The 19,378-nt window shown below is 47.1% G+C and carries 24 protein-coding genes; 6 read left to right on the forward strand and 18 right to left on the reverse strand.

The window, feature by feature from the left end; translation table 11 throughout:
* Window positions 1-122: 122 nt before the first annotated feature.
* The 5 genes from rpsD to ACI4WN_RS06045 all read left to right on the forward strand — a co-directional run bounded on the left by rpsD (window position 123) and on the right by ACI4WN_RS06045 (window position 3,793).
* A complete protein-coding gene (gene rpsD / locus ACI4WN_RS06025; RefSeq protein ID WP_008459978.1) occupies window positions 123-734 on the forward strand; it encodes a 30S ribosomal protein S4 in 612 nt (203 codons plus the stop codon).
* A 124-nt stretch (window positions 735-858) separates the two neighbouring features.
* A complete protein-coding gene (locus tag ACI4WN_RS06030; RefSeq protein ID WP_439777404.1) occupies window positions 859-1,323 on the forward strand; it encodes a YueI family protein in 465 nt (154 codons plus the stop codon).
* A complete protein-coding gene (locus ACI4WN_RS06035) occupies window positions 1,320-2,645 on the forward strand; it encodes a replication-associated recombination protein A (protein ID WP_439777405.1) in 1,326 nt (441 codons plus the stop codon). The genes ACI4WN_RS06030 and ACI4WN_RS06035 overlap by 4 nt, the downstream gene beginning before the upstream one ends.
* Before the next feature lie 332 nt (window positions 2,646-2,977).
* Complete coding sequence (locus tag ACI4WN_RS06040) at window positions 2,978-3,262, forward strand: hypothetical protein (RefSeq protein ID WP_439777406.1); 285 nt, start codon at window positions 2,978-2,980, stop codon at window positions 3,260-3,262.
* Between the two features lie 66 nt (window positions 3,263-3,328).
* Window positions 3,329-3,793, forward strand: coding sequence for a universal stress protein (locus ACI4WN_RS06045; RefSeq protein ID WP_439777407.1), 465 nt, complete (start codon window positions 3,329-3,331; stop codon window positions 3,791-3,793).
* A 70-nt stretch (window positions 3,794-3,863) separates the two neighbouring features.
* Here ACI4WN_RS06045 and ACI4WN_RS06050 read toward each other — a convergent pair whose 3' ends face one another.
* The 18 genes from ACI4WN_RS06050 to ACI4WN_RS06135 form a co-directional block, all read right to left on the reverse strand.
* Complete coding sequence (locus tag ACI4WN_RS06050) at window positions 3,864-5,054, reverse strand: FtsW/RodA/SpoVE family cell cycle protein (protein WP_439777408.1); 1,191 nt, start codon at window positions 5,052-5,054, stop codon at window positions 3,864-3,866.
* A 21-nt stretch (window positions 5,055-5,075) separates the two neighbouring features.
* Window positions 5,076-5,303, reverse strand: coding sequence for a DUF2969 domain-containing protein (locus tag ACI4WN_RS06055; RefSeq protein ID WP_439777409.1), 228 nt, complete (start codon window positions 5,301-5,303; stop codon window positions 5,076-5,078).
* Window positions 5,304-5,315: 12 nt separating this feature from the next.
* On the reverse strand, window positions 5,316-5,603 hold the full coding sequence (yidD, locus tag ACI4WN_RS06060; protein WP_439777410.1) for a membrane protein insertion efficiency factor YidD: 288 nt from the start codon (window positions 5,601-5,603) through the stop codon (window positions 5,316-5,318).
* Between the two features lie 2 nt (window positions 5,604-5,605).
* Window positions 5,606-6,595 carry a rod shape-determining protein gene (locus ACI4WN_RS06065; protein WP_412130759.1) on the reverse strand — a complete coding sequence of 330 codons (990 nt, stop codon included), beginning with the start codon at window positions 6,593-6,595 and terminating at the stop codon, window positions 5,606-5,608.
* Between the two features lie 86 nt (window positions 6,596-6,681).
* Window positions 6,682-6,912, reverse strand: coding sequence for a DUF1146 domain-containing protein (locus ACI4WN_RS06070; protein WP_439777411.1), 231 nt, complete (start codon window positions 6,910-6,912; stop codon window positions 6,682-6,684).
* Between the two features lie 46 nt (window positions 6,913-6,958).
* A complete protein-coding gene (locus ACI4WN_RS06075) occupies window positions 6,959-7,399 on the reverse strand; it encodes a F0F1 ATP synthase subunit epsilon (protein WP_035173761.1) in 441 nt (146 codons plus the stop codon).
* Window positions 7,400-7,410: 11 nt separating this feature from the next.
* Window positions 7,411-8,850: a F0F1 ATP synthase subunit beta gene (gene atpD, locus ACI4WN_RS06080; RefSeq protein ID WP_008462325.1), complete on the reverse strand. Its 1,440-nt coding sequence runs from the start codon at window positions 8,848-8,850 to the stop codon at window positions 7,411-7,413.
* 19 nt (window positions 8,851-8,869) lie between these two features.
* On the reverse strand, window positions 8,870-9,832 hold the full coding sequence (locus tag ACI4WN_RS06085; RefSeq protein ID WP_439777412.1) for a F0F1 ATP synthase subunit gamma: 963 nt from the start codon (window positions 9,830-9,832) through the stop codon (window positions 8,870-8,872).
* 10 nt (window positions 9,833-9,842) lie between these two features.
* Window positions 9,843-11,354 (reverse strand): F0F1 ATP synthase subunit alpha, encoded by a 1,512-nt coding sequence (gene atpA, locus ACI4WN_RS06090; protein ID WP_439777413.1) that lies wholly within the window; start codon window positions 11,352-11,354, stop codon window positions 9,843-9,845.
* A gap of 21 nt (window positions 11,355-11,375) precedes the next feature.
* Window positions 11,376-11,918, reverse strand: coding sequence for an ATP synthase F1 subunit delta (gene atpH / locus ACI4WN_RS06095; RefSeq protein WP_439777414.1), 543 nt, complete (start codon window positions 11,916-11,918; stop codon window positions 11,376-11,378).
* Window positions 11,918-12,424, reverse strand: coding sequence for a F0F1 ATP synthase subunit B (gene atpF, locus ACI4WN_RS06100; protein ID WP_439777415.1), 507 nt, complete (start codon window positions 12,422-12,424; stop codon window positions 11,918-11,920). Before atpF ends, atpH begins: the two co-directional genes overlap by 1 nt.
* A 58-nt stretch (window positions 12,425-12,482) precedes the next feature.
* On the reverse strand, window positions 12,483-12,695 hold the full coding sequence (atpE, locus tag ACI4WN_RS06105; RefSeq protein ID WP_279201455.1) for a F0F1 ATP synthase subunit C: 213 nt from the start codon (window positions 12,693-12,695) through the stop codon (window positions 12,483-12,485).
* Between the two features lie 30 nt (window positions 12,696-12,725).
* Complete coding sequence (atpB, locus tag ACI4WN_RS06110; protein WP_008462314.1) at window positions 12,726-13,439, reverse strand: F0F1 ATP synthase subunit A; 714 nt, start codon at window positions 13,437-13,439, stop codon at window positions 12,726-12,728.
* A gap of 107 nt (window positions 13,440-13,546) precedes the next feature.
* Window positions 13,547-14,176 (reverse strand): uracil phosphoribosyltransferase, encoded by a 630-nt coding sequence (upp, locus tag ACI4WN_RS06115; protein WP_439777416.1) that lies wholly within the window; start codon window positions 14,174-14,176, stop codon window positions 13,547-13,549.
* An 89-nt stretch (window positions 14,177-14,265) separates the two neighbouring features.
* Window positions 14,266-15,261 carry an L-threonylcarbamoyladenylate synthase gene (locus ACI4WN_RS06120; RefSeq protein ID WP_439777417.1) on the reverse strand — a complete coding sequence of 332 codons (996 nt, stop codon included), beginning with the start codon at window positions 15,259-15,261 and terminating at the stop codon, window positions 14,266-14,268.
* The gene (prmC, locus tag ACI4WN_RS06125; protein ID WP_439777418.1) at window positions 15,261-16,103 is read right to left on the reverse strand and encodes a peptide chain release factor N(5)-glutamine methyltransferase; all 843 of its coding nucleotides are present in this window, start codon (window positions 16,101-16,103) and stop codon (window positions 15,261-15,263) included. Before prmC ends, ACI4WN_RS06120 begins: the two co-directional genes overlap by 1 nt.
* A complete protein-coding gene (gene prfA, locus ACI4WN_RS06130) occupies window positions 16,096-17,181 on the reverse strand; it encodes a peptide chain release factor 1 (RefSeq protein WP_439777419.1) in 1,086 nt (361 codons plus the stop codon). Before prfA ends, prmC begins: the two co-directional genes overlap by 8 nt.
* Window positions 17,182-17,241: 60 nt before the next feature.
* Window positions 17,242-17,844, reverse strand: coding sequence for a thymidine kinase (locus ACI4WN_RS06135; protein ID WP_439777420.1), 603 nt, complete (start codon window positions 17,842-17,844; stop codon window positions 17,242-17,244).
* A 141-nt stretch (window positions 17,845-17,985) separates the two neighbouring features.
* Between ACI4WN_RS06135 and ACI4WN_RS06140 the strand changes: the two genes are divergently transcribed.
* Complete coding sequence (locus ACI4WN_RS06140) at window positions 17,986-19,338, forward strand: MurT ligase domain-containing protein (RefSeq protein ID WP_439777421.1); 1,353 nt, start codon at window positions 17,986-17,988, stop codon at window positions 19,336-19,338.
* Window positions 19,339-19,378 lie beyond the last annotated feature (40 nt).

A 19,378-nucleotide genomic window follows, 5' to 3' on the forward strand; every position in this document is an offset into this window, starting at 1 on the left:
TAAGTGAACGAGTAACCCACGCTGCACGGGTGAAAATGTAAACTCAAGATGCACGAATGTTGAACTTATATTGTGATATTTTACTCCAAGAATTTTATTAATTTTTATTGGAGGAATTTTATATGTCAAGATACACTGGTCCAAGTTGGAAGCGCTCAAGAAGATTAGGCATCTCTTTGTCAGGCACTGGCAAGGAACTTGCTCGTCGTTCATACGCTCCAGGTCAACACGGCCCTAACCAACGCGGTCGTCTTTCAGAATACGGTATGCAATTGCACGAAAAGCAAAAGCTGCGTTGGATGTTCGGCTTGAACGAACGCCAATTCCGTACTTTGTTTGAACGCGCTGGTAAGATCCGTGAAGGCCAACACGGTACCAACTTCATGATCTTGCTTGAACGTCGTTTGGACAACGTTGTTTACCGTTTGGGTCTTGCTACTACTCGTGAACAAGCTCGTCAATTGGTAAACCACGGCCACATCACTGTTGATGGCAAGCGCGTTGACATTCCTTCATACGAAGTTAAGGTTGGTCAAACCATTAGCTTGAAGGAAAAGTCAAAGAACTTGCAACAAGTTAAGGACGCTTTGGAAGCTACTGCTTCACGTCCATCATTTGTTTCATTTGACGAAGACAAGATGGAAGGTCAATTGGTTCGTTTCCCAGAACGTGACGAAATGGAACCAGAAATTGACGAAGCCTTGGTTGTTGAATACTACAACAAGTTGCTGTAATTCATCGCCTGCTTCAAAGCCTTTCCCCTTTGGGGAGAGGCTTTTTTCTTGCCTAAAAAGCCCCCAAGATTGCTATAATTAGGAAAAAGACAATTTATTTTTTCCAAATAGAAAGGGTAAAAAGATGTCTGAAGACTTAGAGAAAAGAGTTGAATACGCGGCAAGCGGCATCACCCCGCAAACCAAGCCCGACGAACGGCGCCGCTACCTGGGCTCTTTAAGAGAACGGGTCTACCTCCGCATGAATTTAACAGAATGCCAAGACCCTGCCCTTACCCAGCTGTTTTTGGCGCATTTAAAGGACTACCAGGGCTATACCATCTTGATCAACGGCAATACGCCTAACCCCGCCTTCATCGGCAAGATTGAGAGCCAGGCCAGCAAGCTGGGCATCCCCTTCCGCCTAGTTAACGATGAAACAGCGAAAAACGGTGATGACGACTCTGCCATCTTGGTTGTGTCAAATACTGCTATCAACAAAATGCGGGTTGAAATTGGCCAGGTCTACCCGCCAGAATTGCCTAAAGAAGAGTTGCCGGCACCGAAGAAAAAAGGGCTATTAGAAAGATTGTTTGGTGATCACCAGTGAAGCCTTTAGCCTACCGCATGCGGCCCCGCGACTTAGATGAAGTGGTCGGCCAGCAGCACCTAGTTGGGCCCCATAAAATTATCCGCCGGATGGTTGAGGCCCACCGCCTGTCTTCCATGATCCTCTATGGCCCGCCAGGCATCGGCAAAACCAGCATTGCCAGCGCCATTGCCGGCTCAACCAAATACGCTTTTCGCCAGCTAAACGCTGCGACTGATGGGCAAAAAGAACTGGCACAAGTAGCTGCTGAAGGCAAGATGAGCGGGACCGTTATTTTGCTCTTAGACGAAATTCACCGCCTGAACAAGGTTAAGCAGGACTTTTTGTTGCCCTTGCTCGAGAGTGGCCAGGTGATTTTGGTTGGGGCAACAACGGAAAATCCATATTTGGCCATCTCCCCTGCTATCCGGTCGCGCTGCCAGATTTTTGAGCTCAAGCCCTTGAGTGAAGCGGATGTCTTGACTGCCGTCAACCGCGCTTTAACCGATGAAGAGCGCGGCCTTGGCAAATACCATGCCAAGCTGACTGAAGAAGCGGGAAAATTTTTAGCCGAAAAAGGCAACGGAGACCTGCGATCAACCTTAAACAGCCTGGAGCTGGCGGTCTTGTCAACCAAGCAAGAGCTGGCAGACGAAGGCAAAGACACAGAAGCCTTCACCATTGGTCTCGAAGAAATGGCGGATTCGCTCCAAATGAAGGCGCAAAATTTTGACAAGGACGGGGACGGCCACTATGACCTGGTTTCCGCTTTTCAAAAGTCCATCCGGGGTTCTGACACCGATGCCGCTCTCCACTACCTAGCCCGCTTGATCGAATCCGGCGACCTGATCTCCATTTGCCGCCGGCTCACCGTCATTGCCTACGAAGACATTGGCCTAGCCAACCCGCCGGCCTGTGAAAGGACTGCTCTAGCCGTCCAAAGCGCCCAGCAGCTGGGCCTGCCGGAAGCACGGATCCCTTTGGCAAATGCCGTTATCGAGCTCTGTCTGTCCCCAAAGAGCAACTCGGCGATGGCAGCCTTAGACCGGGCCCTAACCGACGTCAGAGAGGCTAATATCGGCCAAATACCAGACAATTTGAAAGATGCCCACTATCAAGGGGCAGCGAAGCTGGGACACGGCAGCGGCTACATCTACCCACATGATTATCCAGGCGACTGGGTACCGCAGCAGTACCTGCCGAGCAAGCTCACCGGCAAGCAATACTTTCAGCCTAAGGGCGAGAGCAAGTATGAGGGTGCTTTTAAGAAGCAGTATGATCGCTTGCATCAAATGCAAGCCGAAGGTTTAAAAAAGGCACAAAATCAAAAGAAAAAAGGTTAAGATTTTGTAAGCGCTGTTTTTGGCCTTGACAAGAGGCATGGCTTTCTATATTATAATAAGTGATCTGAGTTGATCGTCAGAAGCTTATTTGTAAATTAGTTGACCGATCAAACTTAAGGACGTGGTGGCCTGTCAGTAACTACTGAATCGGAATGCTGCCTTGGCAGAATCCATATTCACTGCGCGATGGGCCGGATTTTGTGATTTTTTTACGGGATCAACAAGCGCCATTTATGCTTTGGTCAACTCGGATTTTCTTAGATAATAAAGGCGGCCCAAATGGGCCGTTTTTTTGTATATCCAGTATTATTAAGAAAGAGAAAGTTGGTTTAATGCTTTACATTCGCATCTTCATGGGGATCTTCATCTTAATGCTCCTCCTCACCTCCTGGTACCTCTGGCACCGCAGAAACGGCGCCTTTCTTGTCTTTGACGTTGCTGGCAATCCTGGCCTCCATACCCTGATGACGGCCTGCTCAATCGCCCTTTTGGCCGTCAGCATTATCGGGATTATCCTGCTCTTTATGCCCAACAGGTACCTGAATTTAATTACACTTTTCCTTGGCTCTGGCGTCATTTTTGCCTTTGCGCTGCTGCTTTCACAAAACCAGCAGTAAGATGGAAAAAACTATTAAAATGCTTTCATTTTTTTGGTAAAATAGGAGTAGGAAGAGGTGTTAAAAATGACTAAGCAATATCAATACAAACACATTCAAGTTGCTGTCGATGGCTCAAAGGAAGCTGATTTGGCCTTCAAGAAAGCAGTCACGGTAGCCAAGCACATGAACGCCACTTTGGAAATCCTGCACGTAATCGATACTCGCTCTTTCCAAAACGTTTCCAGCTTTGACTCAGCCATGGTTGAACAAGTTTCCAATGACGCCAAGAAGAAGATGGAAAAGTACTACCAGGAAGCCGTTGATGCCGGCGTTAAGGAAGTTCACTACTCAATTGAATTTGGGTCACCTAAGTCAATCATCAGCCGGGAATTCCCTAAGAAGCACGATATTGACTTGATCGTAGTTGGGGCAACTGGCCTTAACGCCGTTGAAAGACTCTTAATCGGCAGCGTTACCGAATACATCACCAGAACCGCTGACTGCGACGTATTAGTCGTTCGCCACAATAAAGCTGGTTTAGACCGTTAGTCTATTAACAAACTAGCAAAAAAGAAGTCATCCGTTTGGATGACTTCTTTTTTGCTTTATTTTTCAGGCTTTAGAAGTCGCCTGAAGTACTAAACATGTAGTCCTTATTATGCCATTTCATCGACATAATCAAACCAATCCCGATCATGTTCCCGATCAAGGCCGACCCCCCTTGTGAAACAAATGGGAGGGGCACCCCGGTAAGGGGCAGTAAATCAATACTCATGCCAATATTTTCAAAGACGTGGAACAAAATCATCATGATAATCCCTGTGGACACGTAGGAATAAAAGGCGTTTCTAGTTGAAAAGGTAATCTTCACCATTTGAATGATCAAGACTAGGTAAATCCCAATCAGGCCCACCCCACCGACAAAGCCCAGGGTTTCTCCAATAACGGAGAAAATCATGTCGGAATTTCTAACTGGCACGTAAACCTTGATGTTGTTCAGACCATTGCCAAAAACCTGCCCTGAGCCGATCGCCTTCATGCTCTGCCAGAGTTGGTAGGCACTGTTAGAGTTATCGCTTGACGGATCGCTCCAGGACTTGATTCTTTCTAGCTGGTAGGTCTTAAAGTAATGCTTTAAGATGGTCTGCCCTTCACTGGTAAAGACCAGCAAAATTGCGCAGGCCCCAACGATTACCAGGAGTAAAAAGACTGGAATAATAATCTTCCAGGAAATCCCGGAAACTAGTAAAATCCCGGCGGTAATTGCGACAAAGACCAGGGTCGTCCCAAAGTCAGGCTGCAGCATCAGCAAAATGGCGACTGGCAAGAACCAGGCCATGACCTTACCGATGAGCAGCCAGTCGTTGCGCAAATTGTGGGCATAGCGTTCATTGTGCTCCCGCACGACCCGGGCCAATTGCAGAATAAAGGCCGGCTTCATGACTTCTGATGGCTGGAAACTGACGGGACCAACGACAAACCAGCTCTTGGCCCCGCTGCTGGCTGCCGTCGTTCGGTCGTAAAGGAACAAAACAGCAACTAATAAGAAAATCCCGGCTCCATAAAGGTAAGGAGCCAACTTAAAGATCTGCTCAGCATCAAAGCGCATGATAAAGGCAACCATAACCCAGGAGATGGTATACCAAACGATCTGCATCGCGACCGTTTTGGTTGGCGTCCCATAGCTGGAATCGTTGACAGATGCATTGTAAATTGCGTAAAAACTGACGAATGACAGCAAAACGACGGGGATGATCACTCCCCAGGCAATGCGGTCATACCATTTGCTTTCTTCTTGAACTTTTGCCATTAAATATCACTGCTTAATTTTTTACTTTTCGTGCAAAGTGAAGTAAGCCAGCAGGTCGTTAATGCCTGCATCCAGCGTTTTCGCATACATAACGCTGTTTGACTTGCTGCTGGTTACCCGGTATTTGCCATCAACCAGTTCAATCAAGCCAATTTGGAACTTCTTAGGAATGACGACTTCCCAGGTCGGAACCTTCCGCCCAGTCAGTTCATTAACCTCAATGCCGATGTTTTCTTGCTTTCTTGACATATTCCCTCCTTGTTAGTGACTGTGAAATTTTCTAACAATTATTTCATCCTCATCTTCTTCTGGGTGGGGGTTGCGCAAAAGCGTAAAGTAATCCGGAACCGGATCCACCCCGCCGCGGTTAAAAGGATTGCAGCGCAGAATCCGGGCACTCCCCATCAGCAGCCCCAAAATCAGTCCGTGCTTTTCCAGCGCGGTAATCATGTAGCTAGAACAAGTCGGGTAGAAGCGACAACTAGCTGGGAAAAGAGGCGAAATCGCCTTCTGGTAAAAGCGAACCAGAAGAATCAGCACGTGGCGCATGATTAGTGCTTTTCGTGCTTTTCAATGTGCTGAAGCAAAATCCCAGTACCCAAGGCCACTGATTCAAGTGGTGACTCAGCGATCAAAACTGGTACTTGCAAGCGTTCGGCAATCAGCTTATCAATGTTCTTCAGCAAGGCCCCACCACCGGTGATCATGATGCCGCGGTCAATAATGTCGGCAGACAATTCTGGTGGCGTTTCTTGCAAAACTTGCTTGGTTGCGGTAATGATTGATTCCAAACCGTCTTGCAAGGCCTCGGTAACTTCCTTGGCAGAAACAGTGATTTGCTTTGGCAAGCCATCAATCGTGTCCCGGCCACGCACGTTCATGCTAGCATCTGGATCTGGATCAGTGGCAGCGCCAATTTCAATCTTGATGGCTTCTGCCGTTCTCATCCCAATCAAGAGCTGGTGGTGCGTCTTGATGTAGTTGACAATCGCCTGGTTCATCTTGTCACCAGCATAGCGCAAGGACTTGGATGTAACGATTTCGCCCATTGACAAAATCGCAATATCAGTGGTGCCACCGCCGATGTCAATTACCATGTTGCCTTGAGGCTTGAAGATGTCAAGACCCGCACCAACGGCTGCTACCTTTGGCTCGTAGTCCAAATATACCTTGCCACCGCCAGACTTTTCAGCTGCTTGAATGATCGCCTTTTGCTCAATTGAAGTGACGCCAGTTGGGGTGCAGACCAAGATGTTTGGCTTGCTCATGAAGCCTTTAACATTGATCTTCTCAATAAAGTAAGACAGCATTTCTTCGGTCACGTCAAAGTCAGCGATCACGCCGTCTTTCAATGGCCGAATAACGCGAATGTTGCCAGGAGTCCGGCCTACCATTTCATATGCGTCAGTGCCGACTGCAACGACCTTGTTAGTGTTCGTATCAATTGCCACTACAGATGGCTCATCAATCACAATGCCTTTACCAGAAACGTTGATTAAAACGTTTGCGGTACCCAAATCAATACCAATATCTTTTGACACGTTAATTTCCTCCATAACATATTAATTTTAATTGTACCATAAAAGGGCTCTACATAGCGGATGTTACAATTGTTTAACTGATTCTTTTAAAATAAATTCGATAGCTGCATGGAGGTATCGATCAAGGCAATGATAAATTGAGCTACCAGATAGCCCAGACCAATTGCGGAAAATAACAAGAAGATCTGTGATTCAAAAACGCGATTGCTTCTAATCAGCTTTTCAATTCTGACGGCCTTGATTGCTTGGAAAGCCAAGGCTATACAGATAAAGTAGATTATTAAACTAATAACAGCATGTATTCCAAGTTGTCTCATTTATGTCACCATCAAAAAAGAGCGGAATAATTCCGCTCTTTTCCCTTTATTTGTGTAGCGCATCGTAAACGTGAATTCGGTTTACTGCACGCCGCAAAGCAATTTGGGCACGTTCAAGTGATTGCTCATCATGCTTTTCCTTAGCTTCTTTGATATGAGCCTCAGCACGCTGCTTAGCGGCTTCTGCCCGGCTAAGGTCAATGTTACGTGCACGTTCTGCATTGTCGGCAATAATCGTTGCCTCGTTGTTGGCAAATTCGATAATCCCACCGCTGACGGCAATGTGGTCAACTTTATGATCCACATCCGCGCCGCGCTGAACCCGAACTTCACCAATCGTTAATGGCGTCAAAATTGGCAAGTGATTGTACAAAATCTCTCGGTCACCATCAATAGCCCGCATAAAGACGGCGCTGCCACGGTGATTGTAGATAAGGCCATTTGGAGTAACGATCTTAATCTTAAACAGTTTTTCTGCTTCTGCCATCATGCATCACCCTACTTTTCTAATAAGGCTTGTGCTTCTGGATCGCTTGGGGTAACGCCCATTTGTTGGGCCTTCTTAACAACGTCTTCGATCGGGCCAACGCCTCTGAAGGCATCTTCTGGCAGATCGTCCAGGTGACCATCAAGGATCATCTTAAAGCCCTTTACAGTGTCCTTAATTGGCACGTATGAGCCTGGCACGCCAGTGAAGACTTCAGCAACGAAGAAGTTTTGTGACAAGAAGAATTGAACCTTACGAGCCCGAGCAACGATCAGCTTTTCTTCATCGGACAATTCGTCCATACCCAAAACGGAGATGATGTCTTGCAGTTCGTGGTAACGTTGCAAGATGTGCTGTACCCGAGTAGCAACTTCGTAGTGTTCTTGACCAACGATTTCTGGGTCCAAGGCACTTGAAGTAGATTCAAGTGGGTCAACGGCTGGGTAGATACCTTGTTCAACCAAGCTACGTTCCAAGTTAGTCGTTGCGTCCAAGTGGGCGAAAGTCGTCGCTGGAGCTGGGTCGGTGTAGTCATCGGCAGGAACGTAGACAGCTTGAATAGAGGTAATAGAACCCTTCTTGGTAGAAGTAATTCTTTCTTGCAATTGCCCCATTTCAGTTGCCAAAGTTGGCTGATAACCAACGGCACTTGGCATCCGGCCAAGCAAGGCTGAAACTTCTGAACCGGCCTGGGTGAAACGGAAGATGTTGTCGATAAAGAGCAACACGTCTTGACCTTCAACGTCTCTGAAGTATTCAGCGATCGTCAAACCAGTCAAAGCAACCCGCATTCTGGCACCAGGTGGCTCGTTCATCTGACCAAAGACCATGGCAGTCTTGGACAAAACGCCAGATGCCTTCATTTCAAAGTAAAGGTCGTTACCTTCACGCGTTCTTTCACCAACACCGGTGAAGACGGAAATACCGTTGTGTTCTTGGGCGATGTTGTGGATCAATTCTTGAATGATCGTGGTCTTACCAACACCGGCACCGCCGAACAGACCAACCTTACCACCACGAAGATATGGTTCAAGTAAGTCAATAACCTTAATCCCGGTTTCCAGGATTTCCCGGCTAGTAGTTAATTCATCATACTTAGGAGCTTCTTTGTGGATCCCTGACCGAGGGTGGTCAGCTGGAAATTCCGGACCACCATCGATTGGTTGACCTAACACGTTGAAGACGCGGCCTAAAGTGTCGGGACCAACTGGCACAGAAATTGATGAACCAGTATCTTCGACCTTCATCCCGCGGCGAAGCCCATCGGTAGATTCCATTGCGATGCAGCGCAAAACGCCATCGCCTAGTTCAAGAGTAACTTCAAGGATAATTGAATCAGTGTCTGACTTGATAACCTTCAAGGCATTGTTAATGTCTGGCAGGTCTTTGTCAATTGGGAACTTGACGTCAACGACTGGTCCAATTACTTGAACGATTTCACCTTGACTCAAACTTCTACCTCCTTTAATTTTATTCAAGTGCGTTTGCACCACTGACGATTTCAGTCAATTCAGTGGTGATTTGTGCTTGTCTTGCACGGTTTAATTGTAAGCTAAGACTAGAAACAAGATCCTTAGCGTTGTCAGTGGCACTCTTCATCGCCGTCATTGAGCTTGCGTGCTCTGCAGTCTTGGCATCCAGGATGGCCCCGTAGATTTCTGCACGGGCAAACTGCGGAAGCAAGGTTGCTAAAACGCTGTCGATGTCAGGTGCGACTTCAAACTCGATCTTCTTACTTTCCTTGGCTTCAACGGTACCAATGTCTAAGTCGACGATTGGTAGCATCTTTTCAGCCCGGAAGGCCGAAGACAGAGAGTTAACGTGGTGAGTATAGCAAACGTACAGCTCATCGTAGACGCCGTTAAGGTACATCTTGATTGCAGTAGAGACAATTGGCAGAGTTTCTTTAAAAGTTGGCACGTCTGAAACGCCGTTTTTTTCATAAACCACGTTCAGGTTGTTCTTCTTAAAGAATTGGGAGCCAACGCTGCCGATTGACAAGATCTTCGACTCGCGCCCTTGCGCCTTGTCATCTTCAATGATGCTCATCATCTGCTTGATGACGGAGCTGTTGTATGAACCAACAAGGCCCCGGTCACCGGTCACTACCAAGTAGCCGACTGAGCGCACTTCTTTACGAGGCTTGATCATGTCGGAAATAATCCCCATCCCAAAGACGTCATTGTAGTCAATGCTATCAATGTTGTCTTGGGTCAGCTTGTAGTTAGCCTTGTTCAAGTGGTTAACCACGCTGGCACTCATCAGCCGAGAAACGGTTTGGTGCAGGAGCTGATTATATTCTTGGTAGCCCTTGTCTCTTTTTTCAGTCTGATTCAGCTTAGCAGCGGAAACCATGTGCATGGCTTCCGTGATTTTACTTGTTTGCTTAACTGAAGCAATTCTCTTCTTCAATTCAAGTAAAGATGCAGGCATAGTCTACCTCCTATTCGTTACTTGATGAAAAGCCATCAGCGAATTGTTGAAGAGCTTCCTTTAGCTTATCCTCATCTGGCAACTTACCAGTTGACTTAATCGTATCAAGCAAGTCAGCATGGTTGGCATCAAAGTCAGTATACAGTTCTTGTTCAAAGCGAGCGATGTCAGCAACTGGCACTGCATCCATAAAGCCGTGAGTCAAAGCGTAAAGCAAGACAACCTGCTTTTCAACAGGAATTGGCTTATGAAGTGGCTGCTTCAAAACTTCAACGGTCCGCCGTCCCCGGGCTAAACGTGCCTGGGTAGCTTGGTCAAGATCGCTACCGAACTGAGCAAAGCTTTCAAGTTCCCGGTATGAAGCCAGGTCAGTACGCAAGGTACCAGCAACCTTCTTCATGGCTGGAATCTGGGCTGCCCCACCAACACGGGAAACTGAGGCACCGGCGTCAATGGCTGGCCGGGTGCCTGAGAAGAACAGGTCACTTTGTAAGAAGATCTGTCCGTCAGTGATAGAAATCACGTTAGTTGGGATATAAGCTGAAATGTCCCCAGCTTCAGTTTGAATAAATGGCAAGGCAGTCAATGAACCGCCGCCAAGTTCTGCACTCAGCTTAGCGCTGCGTTCAAGCAGACGTGAGTGCAAGTAGAAGACGTCACCTGGGTAGGCTTCACGGCCTGGTGGACGCCGCAAAAGCAAGGACAATTCACGGTAGGCAACGGCTTGCTTGGACAAGTCGTCGAAGACAACCAAAACGTCCTTGCCGTTGTACATAAACTCTTCACCCATCGCAGTACCAGAATATGGCGCAATGTACAGCATTGGCGCTGGTTCTGATGGACCGGCTTCAACAACAATGGTATAATCCATTGCTCCAAGCTTCTTTAATGTTTCAACTTGAGCTCTAACCGTTGATTCCTTTTGACCGATTGAAACGTAAATACAAATAACGTTTTGACCTTTTTGGTTCAAAATGGTGTCAATTGCCAAACTAGTCTTACCGGTCTTACGGTCACCAATGATCAACTCACGCTGACCACGACCGATTGGAACCAACGCATCGATAGCCTTAATCCCAGTTTGCAGTGGTTGGTTAACTGATTGACGCTGCATAACGCCTGGCGCCTTAGACTCGATTGGACGAGTCTTATCAGTCTTGATTTCGCCCAAGCCATCAACTGGTTGGCCTAGTGGATTAACAACTCTACCAATCAATGCGTCCCCAACTGGAACTTCCATGATTCGGCCAGTTCTCTTGACTTGGTCCCCTTCACGAATATCGTCAAACTTACCCAAGATAATGATACCAACGTCATTAGCTTCCAAGTTTTGGGCGATACCGTAAGAACCATTGTCAAACTGCAAAAGCTCACTAGACAAGACATTGTTCAAGCCGTGAGCGCGGGCGATACCATCGCCGACGTAAGTTACGACACCGACTTCATCAATGTCCAGCTTATCGTCGTAGTGTTCAAGTTGCTGCTTGATTAAAGAGCTGATTTCTTCCGCTTTAATGCTCAATGGTTTCACCTCTTTATAATATTACTTCGTTAAAACGGCGCGGATTTTTTCCAATCGATGCTTTACTGAGCCATCGATTACGCGGCCTTGAACCTTCAAGACCACACCGCCGATAATTTCTGGATCAACTTCATTTTCAAGATGAAGTTCTTGCAAGCCATACTTCTTTGCATAGCTGTCTGCAAGACGCTGCAGTTGATCTTTGTCGAGCTTAACTGCAGTCTTAGCAATACCCGTTCCGATGTGGTTGACCTTGTTGTACAAGTCGGTAAACTCGTCAATAATGTCAAGCAAGTTTCCAAAACGATCATAGCTAAGCAGGAAGTTTAACACTTCTTGAAGCTCCGCAGAAAAGCCCTGTTCAACAGCCGTCAAAAGCTCTTTCTTTTCATGGCTGTTAATGACAGGATTGCTGAGAACCTGCACAAAACGTGGCTCTGCTTGAACGGCCTTCTTTAATTCGGTCAGTTCCTTAAACATCAGCTCAGTCTTGCCTTGATCTTTTGCAAAATCAAAGATAGCAGTTCCGTAGCGTCTTGCAATTTCTTCTCTACTTAAGGCCATTAATCGTTCAACCCCTTAATAAACTGATCAACCAATTCCTTTTGATCAGCAGCAGATAAGTTCTTAGCAATTACCTTTTCTGCAATCGTTACAGAAAGATCAGCAACTTGGTCGCGAGCTGCTTGCAAGGCATCTGCCTTAGCTTGAACAGCATCGGCTTTTGCCTTTTCGCGAATTTGAGAAGCCTCATCATTGGCTTCGCTCACGATTTGCTTGCCAGTCTTCTGTGCATTGTCTTTTGCATCGGAGAGAATTTGAGTAGCTTCTTGTCTTGAATTCTTCAAAGCAGCTTCCCGTTCGTTGGCCAAGGTTTCAGCCTTCTTACGGTCGCTAGCTGCTTGATCCAAGTCATCAATGACTTTTTGGCGGCGCTTCTCCATCATGTCCTTAACTGGGCCCCAAGCGTAGTGCTTAACGGCGAGCAGCAGGAGTGCAAATACAATTAAATACCAAAGGGTATTAACGATTGAGATTTCGGCGCCGGCGAATACTGGTTGAAATTCCATCGACAATCCTTCTCTCTCAATTTATTAGTGATAGTAAAGTTTTTTAAAAAAGACTTTATTACAGGAACAAAATCAAGAAAGCGATAACGATGGCCAAAATTGGAACGGCTTCGATCAAACCAACACCGATGAACATGGTTGATCTCAAGTTACCAGCGCTTTCTGGTTGGCGAGCGATACCTTCGATAGTCTTTGAAATAACCTTACCGTTACCCCATGAAGCAGCTAAGGCAGCAATACCAGCAACGAGAGCAGCTGCTAAATCCTTCAAACCTGTAGTCATAATAAAACCTCCGAAAAATTATTCTTGCGTAACCTTCTTGCCAATGTAAACCATAGACAGAGTTACAAAAACATACGCCTGGATAGAGCCAATGAAGACAGAGAAACCTTGCCAAATCATTGCGAGTGGGGCTGCCAAGATTCTCGTGACAATCCCCATGCTTGGTCCCAGCTGCCCCCCGATCAGGGTCAGCAGAACTTCGCCCGCAAAAATATTACCGTAAAGACGCAGTGACAACGTTAAGAAGTTAGTAAATTCTTCGATAACGTTGATTGGCAACAAAAAGCCAACTGGACGTGCATAATTCTGCAAGTAGCCCTTCGTGCCAAACTTCTGAATCCCAAAGGTAAAAGATAGGAGCAAGGTCATCATCGCAAACGACATTGTCGTCACTGGATCAGCAGTTGGTGATTTGATGACCATATAGTCACCGACTTTCACTTCTAAGAACAACCCAAGTTGATTCATGCAGAAGATGAAAAGGAACAATACGAATGCGTAAAGAGACAGATGTTTTTGCGCGTCTGGGTCTTCGACGTTGTCCTTGACGATCCCATCGGTAAAATCGATCAGATATTCTAGGACATTCTGCTTCTTGTTCGGTTTCATTTCAACTTTACGTGAAAGAGCGTAACAAATGACAAAAACCACAATTGCCATCAAGGTTGAGCCGATAATGCCAACCATATCGACATTCAACCCGTGAATATTGAAGACAAGTGATTTCTCCAATTCTTCGTGACCTCCCTTCTTGTGTTGAATTCTTCGAACACGACATTAATTGTACACCTTTAAAAGTTTTTTGGTACTTATGCAAACGTTTTAAAGGATAAATTTAATTATTTCGTGCCAAAAATCCGGTCACCGGCATCCCCCAAGCCTGGGAAGATGTAGCCGTTAGGGAGCAGCTTTTCATCAAGGGCAGCTGCATAGATGTCAACGTCAGGGTTTTCATCTTGGACAGCCTTCACGCCTTCTGGAGCAGCCACTAAAACGGCCAGCTTGATGTCCTTGACGCCGCGCTTCTTCAAAGCGGAAATTGCCAGGTTGGCTGAGCCACCAGTGGCCAGCATTGGGTCAACGACCAAGCATTCTCTTTCGGTGACATCCTTTGGAACCTTGAAGAAGTATTCAACTGGCTGCAAGGTTTCTTCATCGCGGTACATCCCCACGACGCCGACCTTGGCAGAAGGGATCATTTCCAGGACCCCGTTGACCATCCCCATCCCGGCACGCAGGATCGGTACGATTGTCAGCTTCTTGCCGGCCAATTCCTTTTGAACCGTCTTGCCCATTGGCGTTTCGATTTCAACGTCCTTTAAAGGCAGATCACGGGTGATTTCATAGGTCATCAGACCTGCGATTTCACCGACAATTCTTCTAAATTCATTTGACCCAGTTTCCTTGCGGCGAATAATCGTCAGCTTGTGCTGGATCAATGGATGGTTTAACACAGTAAACTTTCCCATAAAGTTCCTCCATTCAAAAAAATACCATGTCACACATATTATAGTAAAAAACGGAAATGGTTTAAAGCCATTTCCGTCTCTTTAATATCTTAAATGTGTTTGCCACCAGCGGCCTTGTTCAGCCGGTTCATGTAGGCCCAGCTTTCTTCACCTTCATTGAAGGCTTCAACATAAATTGCATTAATATTCTTCATGTCATCGAAGTAGCGCAGGCCGGCAAAGAGGTTGTGGTCAGCTTCAAGCAGACTGTCACCCAAGCTAAACTTATTTTCTTCTGGAATGGTCAGTTTAGCCAAAATATCGCTGGTAGCCATAACGCCGCTTCTGCTATCAAGCGCCAATTTCAAAAACTTTTCTGGGCGGTCGACAACATAAACCTGGGCACTAGGAGCATAGTGGCGGTACTTCATGCCGGGAGCTTTAGGAACGTCCTTGTCAGCAACCTTGCCCCGGTTGATCAGGACTTTTTCCCCTAATACCTGGCTGATCTCTTCTGGGGTAATCTTGCCTGGCCGCAAGACAACCGCTGGCTCAACCGACAAGTCGACAATGGTGGACTCTAGGCCAAAGCTGGTTTGACCCCCGTCCACGATCCCAGCGATCTTGCCCTTTAGATCATGGTAGACGTGCTCAGCGCTGGTTGGACTAGGCTTAGTCGAGGTATTGGCTGATGGCCCCACGATGGGATAACCAAGCTTTTTAATCAAGTCATGGGTCAATTGGTCATCTGGGCAGCGGAAGGCCACGGTCTTCAGTCCCCCCGTCACCGAAGTCGGCAAGGCTCCTTCTTTGGCAAAAAGCAAGATGGTCAAGGGACCTGGCCAAAAGTGCTTGATCAGTTTCTCAGCTCTTTCTGGCACTTCTTTAGCATAGGGCCGCATCATTTCTTCATCAGCCACCGTGACAATCAAGGGGTTGTCGCTTGGACGGCCCTTGGCTGCGTAAACCTTTTTGACAGAATCATCCCGAGTAGCGATTGCCCCCAAGCCATAGACGGTTTCGGTAGGAAAAGCAACTAGTTCCCCCTGCCGCAAGAGGTCGGCAGCTTCATCCAGCTCATCGCGCTTAAAAATCTTGGTTTCCATTATTTCGTCCACTTCCCAAACAGCATTCTTGGCTTGCCGGCCATGTCTTTTCTGAATTCCACTTCAAAATCCGGCAATTCTTTGGCAAAAAGCGCCTTTAATTCCGCTTCTTCGCTGAAGCCAAATTCCATGAAGAAACGGCCACCTGGATTTAAGTGGTCCCGGACTTCTTTGGCAAATTTTCGGTAAAAGTCTATCCCATCTTCGCCGCCAAACAAGGCTTCTTCTGGCTCATTGGCCAAAACATTTTTGTCCATTACGCTTTTTTCGCTTGGCTTAATGTAAGGCGGGTTAGAAATGATCAAGTCAAACTTGCCTAGCCCCAATAACACGTTGGACTTTCTGGTCGTTACGTTTAAGCCGTAGGTTAAAAAGTTTTCTTCACTGATCAAGAGCGGCTTGTCCTTGATGTCGCTAGCAAAAAAGTGGAGATCCTTGATGCCCTTTTTTTCAGCTTCTTTAGCCAATGCCACGGTAATGCAGCCTGAACCCGTCCCCAGGTCTAAGACCGTATCGCCACCTTGCAAATTGTCCAGTGCCCATTCCACCAGTTCTTCGGTTTCAAAGCGCGGGATCAGGACGCCCCGGTCAACCAGCAGCTTGTAGCCTAAAAACCAGGCATAGCCCAAGATGTATTGGGGAGACACGCCCTTAGCCAGTTTTTTCATATCGCGGCTGATTTGTTTGACCTGGTCATCGGTTAAGACTAAGTCTTGCTTTAACTCGTATTCGCTAGGGGTTAAAGCAAGACGTTCCGCGATCACATAGTCAATATCTTCAGGGCGAGCTTCTTCAGCCGTTTCACTCGCCCAAATCCGCATTTCTTTTATAGTTTTAGGCATTTTCAGCCAGCTCCTCTAATTGCTTGGTTTGGTAGTAAACCGTCAAAGCATCGATGATTTCGTCCAGTTCCCCGTTCATGATCCGGTCCAGCTTGTTCAAAGTCAGGCCAATCCGGTGGTCAGTTACCCGGTTTTGTGGATAGTTGTAGGTTCTGATTCTTTCAGACCGGTCCCCGGTACCAACGGCATTCTTACGCTTAGCATCGTACTTGTCCCGGTTTTGACTTTCGTAGTAGTCGTAAACTCTAGACTTCAAGATTTCCATGGCCTTGGCCCGGTTTTGCTGCTGGGACCGCTGGTCCTGCATAGCAACCACGATCCCAGTTGGGAGGTGGGTCATTCTAACGGCTGAGGAAGTCTTGTTGATGTGCTGACCACCGGCACCAGATGAGCGGTAAACGTCAACTCTGATGTCCTTTGGATCAAGGTCAATGTCCACTTGTTCATATTCTGGCATGACGGCAACGGTCGCCGTTGACGTGTGCACCCGGCCAGCTGATTCGGTTACTGGGATTCTTTGCACCCGGTGAGCGCCGTTTTCGTACTTCAGCTTAGAGTAAACCTTGTTGCCCGTAATCATGATGGCGACGCGCTTGTAGCCGCCCACTTCGGTTTGTTCGCTGTCGACGATCGACACGTTCCAGCCTTGGTTTTCAGCATACTTTTCGTACATCCGGAGCAGGTCCCCGGCAAACAGGGAAGCTTCATCCCCGCCGGCAGCCCCGCGGATTTCCATGATGATGTCCTTGTCGTCGTTAGGGTCTTTAGGCAGCATCAAGATCTTGATTTCATCTTCCAGCTTAACGACTTCATCCTCCAGCTCAGAATTTTCCATCTTGGCCATTTCAACCAATTCGGCATCGGAACCATCAGCGATGATTTCCTTGTTGCCGGCGATTTCTTCCTTGTCTGCCTTGTACTTGCGGAACTTTTGTACGACTTCGCGCATTTCCGCTTCTTCTTTGGTAATTTCCATGTACCGCTTGGTATCAGCGATTACTTCTGGGTCCGCCATCATTTCTTGAATTTCTTCATAGCGTACTTCCAAGCTCTCCAGCTGAGCCATTACATTGTCCATTTAGTCAACCTTCCAATCTTTTTTGATAGTTATCTTGTTTTACTTTTTACCTGTATTTAGTTAGTCTCTGGCCTGTCCGGGGTGGAAATAGTGGAAGCGGCATACTGGGTAATAGGCCTCGTCGCCGCCAATCTGCACCTGCTCGCCTTCATAAACCGGCTTTCCATCCTTATAGCGCAAGGCCATAATTGCCTTATGCCCGCAAAAATGGCAGATGGTCTTCATCTCTTCTATTTTATCAGCATATAAGAGCAAATACTCGCTGCCTTCAAAAAGATGGTTTTGAAAGTCATTTTTCAGGCCAAAAGCCATCACCGGAATGTGCAGCTCATCCACAATCTTAGCACATTGAATGACCTGCTCCTTTTTTAAAAATTGAGCTTCATCAATCAAAACCGCAGCCAGCGGGTAGCCATCTGCCTCTTGCTCTTGCTGGTTAAGCTTAGAAATATATGCAAAAAGGTCCTGGTCAGGGGCAATTGGCTGGGCCTGACGGCTCAGGCCGATTCTCGAAGCCACGACGCCGGTGCCTGACCGATCGTCTAAGCTGCTGGTCATCAGCACCACCTTGCGGCCTTGCAATTCATAGTTATGGGCAACCTTCAAGATTTCGATCGTCTTGCCGCTGCCCATTGCTCCGTATTCAAAGAAAAACTGTGCCATAATTCCCACCTTTAATTTTATCTGCTAAATAAGTATAGCAGTATTTTTCAAAAGTTTAAAAGCTTCGCATTTTATCCACTAAAAAATTCTCTATATGGTAAGATTTACTTTAGCCAAAATGCAAGAATAGGAAGTAAATTCATGAGTATCAAATCAAGCATTGCAACCTTTGCCGGCAAGTCTTCATACTGGTTTTTGCATAACGTCTTAAAGGGCGGCACCAGTTTTCCAGGCAAGCTGGCGATGAAAATTGACCCAGAAGTCTTGGAAGACCTGGGCAAAAACTACGAAACCATCATCGTCACGGGGACCAACGGTAAAACCATGACCACGGCCTTGATCACCCAGACCCTGAAGGAAAAATACGGCGACATCTTGACCAACCCATCCGGTTCCAACATGGCCCAGGGGATCGTCACTGCCTTTTTAGCCCACAGCCAAAAGGGGCAAAGAAAGATTGCGGTTTTGGAAGTCGACGAAGCCAACGTTAAGGCAGTCACCCAATTGGTGCACCCCAAGGCCTTTGTCTTGACCAACATTTTTAGAGACCAGATGGACCGGTACGGGGAAATCTACACCACCTACGAAAAGATCGTGAACGGGATTAAATTGGCGCCAGAAGCTACCGTTATTGCCAATGGCGATGCCAGCATCTTCTCTTCCGTTGACCTGCCAAATCCAAAAGTCTACTTTGGCTTTGAAACTGAGCAAGACAAGCCGCAAAATGACTTAAAGGCTGGCGTCAACACCGACGGCGTCTTATGTCCAAAGTGCAACCACATCCTCCACTATCACGCCATCTCTTATGCCAACTTGGGCGACTTCTTCTGCCCCAACTGCGGCTACAAGCGGCCAGAATTGACCTACAAGCTGGAAAAAATCAGCGAGCAAACGCCAAGTAAGATCGCCTTTACCATCGATGGACAAGACTTTGCCATCAATATCGGCGGGACCTACAACATCTATAACGCCTTAGCAGCCTTCGCCTGCGCCCGGGAATTTGACGTTTCCGGCGAAGAAATCGCGCAAGCTTTTGCTAAAAACAAGCGGATTTTTGGCCGGCAAGAACTGATCAACTACCAAGACAAGGAAATCAACATTATCTTGGTTAAAAATCCAGTTGGCCTAAACGAAGTCTTGAGCCTGCTCAATACCGAAAAAGAGCCTTACACCCTGGCTGCCCTCTTAAATGCCCACCACGCCGATGGGATCGACACCAGCTGGATCTGGGATGGGGACTTTGAAAGCCTAGATAAAGACAAAATCAAGCAGATCATCGTCGGCGGCGAGCGGCACAAGGACATGGACTTCCGCTTAAAGGTTGCCGGTTTTGATCCGGCAATCATGACGGTCGAAGCCGACTTTGACAAGCTGCCAGATGCCTTTGCCAAGGCAGAAACCAAGAAGGTTTACGTTTTGTCCACTTATACGGCCATGCTCCACTTGCGGCAAATCTTTACCGACAAGGGCGTCTTGAAGCGGCGGATCAACTAGCAGCTGATTCCAAAATTATCCAACCCACACAAAAAGCTAG

Source organism: Lactobacillus sp. (assembly GCF_051893255.1).
GTDB lineage: Bacteria > Bacillota > Bacilli > Lactobacillales > Lactobacillaceae > Lactobacillus.